The organism is Thiolapillus sp. (assembly GCF_048562965.1).
GTDB lineage: Bacteria > Pseudomonadota > Gammaproteobacteria > Chromatiales > Chromatiaceae > Thiolapillus > Thiolapillus brandeum_A.
On record NZ_JBHNMF010000163.1, the window covers coordinates 1 to 6,623 of the forward strand.

Below are 6,623 nucleotides of genomic sequence, written 5' to 3' on the forward strand. Positions count from 1 at the left end.
GGCGGATTCCACGGGTGACCCGTTCTCTTTTCAATAAAATCCACCTTGCACCCATCCCTCGGTTTCTCGAAGGAATGGGGGCTTCATAGGTGCATGGGAACAGGCTTTTACGACACCCTCCGCATGCGGGAGAGGGACAGGGAGAGGGCATCAAAACACAGGAGCCAACCATGACCCAGCCCCTGCTCAGCGTAAAGGACTTGGTCATCGAGTTCTCCACCCAGCGCGGCATCGTGCGCGCCATCGATGGCGTGAGCTTCGAAATCATGCCCGGCGAGACGCTGGGCCTGGTGGGTGAATCCGGCTGTGGCAAGTCCGTGACCTCCCTGGCCATCCTGGGGCTGATCCCCTCGCCCCCCGGACGCATCGTCTCCGGCAGCATCAGGCTGGAAGGCAGGGAACTGGTGGGGCTGCCGGAATCGGAATACCGGCATATACGCGGCAAGGAGATCTCCATGATCTTCCAGGAGCCCATGACCGCCCTCAATCCGGTATTCACTATCGCCACCCAGATGACCGATGTACTCATGCGCCATCAGGGCATGAGCCGCAAACAGGCCAAAGCCCATGCTGTCGAAATGCTGGCGCTGGTGGGTATCCCCTCTCCACAAAAGCGCATCGACGAATACCCGCACCAGATGTCCGGCGGCATGCGCCAGCGTGTGATGATCGGCATGGCCCTGTCCTGCAATCCCAAACTGCTGCTGGCGGACGAGCCCACCACCGCCCTGGATGTGACCACCCAGGCCCAGGTACTGGAGCAGATGAGCAAATTGCAGGAAGAACTGGGCACTTCCGTCGTACTGGTCACCCATGATCTGGGCGTGGTGGCCCAGACCTGCAGCCGCACCGTGGTCATGTACGCAGGACGGGTGGCTGAACAGGCTCCTATTCATCCCCTGTTCCACCACCCGCAACATCCCTATACCGAGGGCCTGCTCAAGTCCATCCCCCGCATCCGCGATGAAAAGCTGGATGAGCTGCCCACCATCCCCGGCACGGTGCCCGATCTGCTGCACCTGCCGTCCGGCTGCCGTTTCGTGGACCGCTGCTACAAGGCAGATGACGCCTGTCACAGGCAGGAACCTCCCTTGGAATGGAGAGGCGATCAGGCCGTGGCCTGCTTCCACCCCGCAGGAGAAGCATCATGAGCGCATGGCGTATTCGTTGTCGGGCTGAAGCCCGACCTACGATGGCTGACCTTTGCTGTAGGTCGGGCTTCAGCCCGACATCTTACCCGGAGGAGTATCAGCCTTGAACAACCTCCTCGAAGTCCGGAACCTCAAGAAATACTTTCCCATCAAGGGTGGCTTCTTCCGCCGTACCGTTGGCCACCTCAAGGCTGTGGACGACGTGAGTTTCTGCATTCCCGAAGGGCACACCTTCGGCCTGGTGGGTGAATCCGGCTGTGGAAAATCCACCCTGGTCCGGGCCATCCTGCGGCTTCATGAGCCCACGGCTGGAGAAATCCGTCTGGCAGGGGCGGATATCAGCAAGCTGGACGCCAAAGCACTGGTGGCACACCGTCGCGACATGCAAATCATCTTTCAGGACCCCTACGCTTCCCTGTCCCCGAGGCGCACGGTCATGCAGACCCTGCTGGAACCCCTGGAAGTTCACCGCATCGGCGATGCAGCATTCCGCAAGCAGAAAGTGCTGGAGTTGCTGGACATCGTCGGCATGCGCGCCAATGTGCTGCACCGTTATCCCCACGAATTCTCCGGCGGCCAGCGTCAGCGCATCGGTATCGCCCGGGCACTGACCCTCGACCCCAAGTTTATCGTCGCCGACGAGGCTGTATCCGCCCTGGACGTATCTGTTCAGTCCCAGGTACTGAACCTCATCGCCCGCCTGCAGCGGGAACTGGGGATCTCTTTCCTGTTTATCTCCCATGACCTGGCGGTGGTCCAGCATATCAGCCACGAGATCGGCGTCATGTACCTGGGCAAACTGGTGGAAATCGCCTCTTCCACGGATCTGTACCGCGAACCCCGGCATCCCTATACCAGGGCCCTGCTTTCCGCCATCCCCATGCCCGACCCGGATGCCAAGTCAAACCGCACCATCCTGCAGGGCGACGTGCCCTCGCCACTGAATCCCCCTTCCGGCTGCCCTTTCCGCACGCGCTGCCCCGACGCCATGCCGGTTTGCGCAGAAAGTATGCCGGCGCTGAAAAACATCAGTGGAAACGACATTCCACACCAGGTTGCCTGTCATCTGTATTGAGCGGCATCCCCGTGAAGGAATATAATGATCTGCTTACCAACCGATCGAACAGGCAGGCTCATGCAACAGTATCAGACAGACAATCTGCGCATCCGCGCCACTCAGGAAGTGGTGCCCGCTGCCGTTCTGCATGAGCGCTACCCCATCACGGAAGAAGCGGCAAGAACCGTCTTCGAAACCCGCCAGCAGATTCACCGCATCCTGCATGGCGAGGACGACCGCCTGCTGGTGGTCATCGGCCCGTGCTCGGTACATGACCCCAAGGCCGCAATAGACTACGCCGGCCGCTTGCTGGAAGTAAAAAAGCAGCTGGCAGATGACCTGCTCATCGTGATGCGCGTCTATTTTGAAAAGCCCCGCACGACGGTGGGCTGGAAAGGTCTTATTAACGATCCTGACCTGGACAACTCGTTCAAGATCAACAAGGGTCTCGAACTGGCGCGGCAACTGCCGGTCGACATCAATAACATGGGGCTGCCTGCTGGCACCGAATTTCTGGATCTGATCTCACCCCAGTACGTGGCGGACCTGGTGAGCTGGGGCGCCATCGGCGCCCGCACCACGGAAAGCCAGGGTCACCGGGAGCTGGCTTCCGGCCTGTCCTGCCCGGTGGGATTCAAGAACGGCACCGACGGTACCATGCGCGTGGCTGTTGACGCCATGCGCGCCGCCGAGCGTCCCCATGTGTTCATGTCCATGACCAAGGAAGGCCATTCCGCTATCTTCTGCACTGCCGGAAACAACGACACCCATATTATCCTGCGCGGCGGAAAGCGCCCCAACTATGACGCCGAATCGGTGAGCCTGGCCGCTGAAGAAATGGAAAAGGCGGGACTGACGCCGAGGCTGATGGTGGATTTCAGCCACGCCAACAGCCACAAGCAATATGAGAAACAGGTGGACGTGGGAAGGGACGTGGCCGGGCAGATCGAACGGGGTGATATCCGCATCGTCGGCGCCATGATAGAAAGCCACCTGGTGGGTGGTAATCAGCCCCTGGAGCCGGGGAAAGAGCTTACCTACGGCCAGAGCATCACCGATGCCTGCCTCGCCTGGGAGGACAGCGTGCCGCTGCTGGAATTGTTGGCCAGGGCTGTACGCAAACGCCGCCATCGCTGAGAATTGCCGCGATGCGGCTCAGACGAGACCGCTGACCGGCACTTCAGCCCTGGTACAGAACCAGTATTTCCGGACTACATCTCGTCGAAACCCGCCTTGTGAAACCATTCCCGGGCTTTTTCCGGATCAGCCTCCACACCGTTGCCATCCTGATACATCATGGCGATGGTGGTCATGGAACCCTGCAGGCCCTGTTCCGCGCCCTTCATGAACCACGCCAGCGCCTTCTTGCCATCCTTGTCCACGCATTCGCCTTCCAGGTACATGAAACCGAGGCCATGCTGGGCAAAAGGCAGCCCTGCCTCGGCTGCGGCTTTCATGTTCTTGTAAGCCTGGAGCTGATTTTCCACCATGCCCAGGCCGTTCTGCGCCATGATGGCCACCCTGTACTGGGCTTCCGCGTTGCCCGCTTCTGCCAGCGGCTCCAGCAGTTCTGCGGCGCGTACAAAATGCTTCGCCTCGAAAGCTGCAATGCCGCTGTTCAGGGCCATTTCCTCTTCCATGCTCTTATTGTCTGCCATATCACAACTCCAAAACCTGTACGCTCTATAATGACAGGGGATTGTAGCTCATGCCGCCGGCATTTATTCACAGGCGAGCTACAGGGAAAACCCCTATTGCAGGAGCATCACAGAGTGCTTAGTGTGGAAAAATGAATGCCCGCTACCGATTGACCCCCGCCTTGCTCGCAATGATACTGATGTTGCTGGCGGTAAACACCGCTATTGCCGGCAATGTCGCCCTGGAAGCACAGCGCAAGCTGTTTCAGGCTGCGGAAAAACTCTCCGCGACGGGTAAACCCCTGCCCCGGCAGATGAAAACACTGCTGCGCAATTATCCACTTTACCCATACCTGGAATACGCCAGGCTCAAGCATGAGCTGAAAAATGCCAGCGCAGATGAGGTTGACGGTTTTCTCAGGAAATACAAGGACACGCCCCTGCCGTCCCTGTTGCGCAGCCGCTGGCTGAATGTGCTGGCGGAACGCAGGGACTGGAAAAACTATATCCGCTTCTATACCCCTCAAACCAATATCAGCCGGCAGTGTCACTATCTTCAGGCACTGATCCAGACCGGCAGCAAAGAACAGGCTTTTTCACAGGTCGAACCTCTGTGGCTCTATGGCAAATCCCGCCCCAAAGCCTGCGATCCGGTGTTCAAGGCCTGGCGCCAGGCAGGGCTGCTGACCACAGAGTTGGTCTGGCGGCGTATTGAACTGGCCATGAACCGCGGACAAATCAAACTGGCCCGCTTCCTGCAAAAGTCCCTCCCCGCCAGAGAACGGGGCTGGGTGGATACCTGGGTGCGGATACACAACAAACCGGCGCTGGCCCTGACCGACCCTGCGCTGAAGAAAAAACATCCTCAACGCCAGAAAATTCTGCTGGATGCCGCTTACAGACAGATTCGAAAGGACCCTGTCCCCGCTCTGGACTACTGGAAACGACTGCAGAAGAGGTTCAGCTTCAGCGTTCTCGAGAAGCACCTGGTGAACCGCAAGCTGGCCCTGTGGCTGACACGAAATGAAACGGCGGCCGCAATCGACTTCATGGCTGATCTCCAACCCTGCAGTCACGACAGCAAACTGCAGGAGGCTCTGGTCAAATCCGCGCTCTTGCACAATGACTGGGTGCAGGTCGTCTCGCGGATCGAACGCATGCCGGAAGAGGAACAGCAAAGCGAACGCTGGTCCTATTGGCTGGCGCGGGCACTGGAGCAGACCGGTCAGCGTGCCAGGGCCGCCATACTGTACCAACAGTTGGCAGCCAAACGGAGCTACTACGGATTTCTGGCCGCTGACCGAACCGGTCGCCCCTATCATTTTTCACCAAAGCCCAGCACCGTGGACAAGGAGCTTGCCGATGCCATCAGCAGGAACCCTGCAGTGGCCAGAGCACGTGAGCTGCTGGCACTGGATCGCTGGGTGGATGCCCGCCGTGAATGGCGTTTCGCCACCCGCGATCTGACGGCAGACGAATACATTGCCGCCGCGGAACTGGCGCAATCCTGGAACTGGCACGACCAGGCCATTTTCACACTGGCCAAATCCGACTACTGGGACGACCTGGAACTGCGCTTCCCTCTGGAGCACCTTTCCGATGTGAAACACTTTGCCCGCAAGAACAGGCTGGACATGTCCTGGGTATATGGCGTGATACGGCAGGAAAGCGCTTTCAACGCCAGTGTACGCTCCTATGCCGGTGCGGTGGGGCTGATGCAGCTCATGCCTGCAACTGCCCGCTACGTTTCAAAAAAGCTGCTGAAGCGCAAACGCTCGCCCAAACGCAGGGACCTGATCACTCCAAGCATCAATATCGAACTGGGTACAGCCTATCTGGCCGATATATTTGCCAGCCTAGGGGACAACCCGGTACTCGCCACAGCCGCCTACAATGCCGGCCCCCACCGGGTAAAACGCTGGATGCCCAAATCCAGCCTGCCGGCAGATATATGGGTGGAACTGATTCCTTTCAGGGAAACCAGGGGATATGTGCAGCGGGTATTCACCTATGCTGCCATCTATGATCACCGCCTCGAACGCAAGCTCACGCGACTGTCTGAACGCATGTTGCCGGTACAGGGGACGCAGGCGGCACAGACTGCCCAGACAACCATCAAGGACAGTACTGCACTATAAGTAAAGTGGTGGGAGGATACGCGGGATAGTCATGGTCATCCCCGCGGCTGCAGAACGGATCAGCTCAAGCTACTTGCGGAGCAGGAAATCCATCAGCAATGCTCTGTCAACATCGTCAATCTGGTGAAACTCGCAACCAAAACGATAACTGTTTTGTGACAGGCGGTGACAGAACACCACCCGGCAGCGGGTCTGTAATTCCCGATCGTTTCCCGGCAGCCGGAACGCCATATCCACGTAAACGCCAAAAACGGGACCCGGCGTCTTGCGTCCTTCCGGCATGATGCGGCATTGCGCGCCGGCATCACAGAGAAAGTCCAGGCCTGTCTCGGTAAGCTGTTTGACAAGGACGGGTTGCGCGATGGAACCGCGAACACGCATACTCGCACGCAAAGCGGTCTCTACACGGTGTAATTTGTGCTTCAGGGCATACATAGTTTCATTTCCGATGTCCCGCTCCCGGTGCAGGAACATATCATTCAGTTTTTACCGGACAGTTTTTCCCTCGTCCGGCTCAATAGTAAGCGCCCAAGAATCCACACCTGTTTTCCCGACCTGACCCCGTGCAGACTTTCTCCTGAAATTTCACGACACAGGAGAAATCGATGGACATGTCTGATGCCACCGAAGGCGCGTCATT

The 6,623-nt window shown here is 58.6% G+C and carries 6 protein-coding genes; 4 read left to right on the forward strand and 2 right to left on the reverse strand.

What is annotated here, in order from left to right; all coding sequences use genetic code 11:
* The first annotated feature begins 170 nt into the window (after nt 1–170).
* The 3 genes from ACOCD2_RS10000 (at nt 171) to aroG (ending at nt 3,345) form a co-directional block, all read left to right on the forward strand.
* Entirely contained in the window at nt 171–1,151 is a 981-nt protein-coding gene (locus tag ACOCD2_RS10000; RefSeq protein ID WP_293647226.1) for an ABC transporter ATP-binding protein, read from the forward strand.
* Between the two features lie 103 nt (nt 1,152–1,254).
* Nucleotides 1,255–2,226, forward strand: coding sequence for an ABC transporter ATP-binding protein (locus tag ACOCD2_RS10005; protein WP_293647228.1), 972 nt, complete (start codon nt 1,255–1,257; stop codon nt 2,224–2,226).
* 60 nt (nt 2,227–2,286) lie between these two features.
* Nucleotides 2,287–3,345 (forward strand): 3-deoxy-7-phosphoheptulonate synthase AroG, encoded by a 1,059-nt coding sequence (gene aroG / locus ACOCD2_RS10010; protein WP_293647230.1) that lies wholly within the window; start codon nt 2,287–2,289, stop codon nt 3,343–3,345.
* Between the two features lie 74 nt (nt 3,346–3,419).
* Here aroG and ACOCD2_RS10015 read toward each other — a convergent pair whose 3' ends face one another.
* Complete coding sequence (locus tag ACOCD2_RS10015) at nt 3,420–3,866, reverse strand: tetratricopeptide repeat protein (protein ID WP_293647232.1); 447 nt, start codon at nt 3,864–3,866, stop codon at nt 3,420–3,422.
* Nucleotides 3,867–3,997: 131 nt separating this feature from the next.
* Here ACOCD2_RS10015 and ACOCD2_RS10020 point away from each other — a divergent pair, with 131 nt between their 5' ends.
* Complete coding sequence (locus tag ACOCD2_RS10020; RefSeq protein WP_293647234.1) at nt 3,998–5,983, forward strand: transglycosylase SLT domain-containing protein; 1,986 nt, start codon at nt 3,998–4,000, stop codon at nt 5,981–5,983.
* Nucleotides 5,984–6,052: 69 nt separating this feature from the next.
* On the opposite strand, the gene ACOCD2_RS10025 is transcribed toward ACOCD2_RS10020, so the two are convergent.
* Nucleotides 6,053–6,457 carry a PilZ domain-containing protein gene (locus ACOCD2_RS10025; RefSeq protein WP_308333129.1) on the reverse strand — a complete coding sequence of 135 codons (405 nt, stop codon included), beginning with the start codon at nt 6,455–6,457 and terminating at the stop codon, nt 6,053–6,055.
* Nucleotides 6,458–6,623 lie beyond the last annotated feature (166 nt).

Coding starts and splice junctions, on each gene's coding strand:
- ACOCD2_RS10000 (WP_293647226.1), top strand. CDS start 171: ATGACCCAGCCCCTGCTCAGCGTAAAGGACTTGGTCATCGAGTTCTCC.
- ACOCD2_RS10020 (WP_293647234.1), top strand. CDS start 3,998: ATGAATGCCCGCTACCGATTGACCCCCGCCTTGCTCGCAATGATACTG.
- aroG (WP_293647230.1), top strand. CDS start 2,287: ATGCAACAGTATCAGACAGACAATCTGCGCATCCGCGCCACTCAGGAA.
- ACOCD2_RS10015 (WP_293647232.1), bottom strand. CDS start 3,866: ATGGCAGACAATAAGAGCATGGAAGAGGAAATGGCCCTGAACAGCGGC.
- ACOCD2_RS10025 (WP_308333129.1), bottom strand. CDS start 6,457: ATGTTCCTGCACCGGGAGCGGGACATCGGAAATGAAACTATGTATGCC.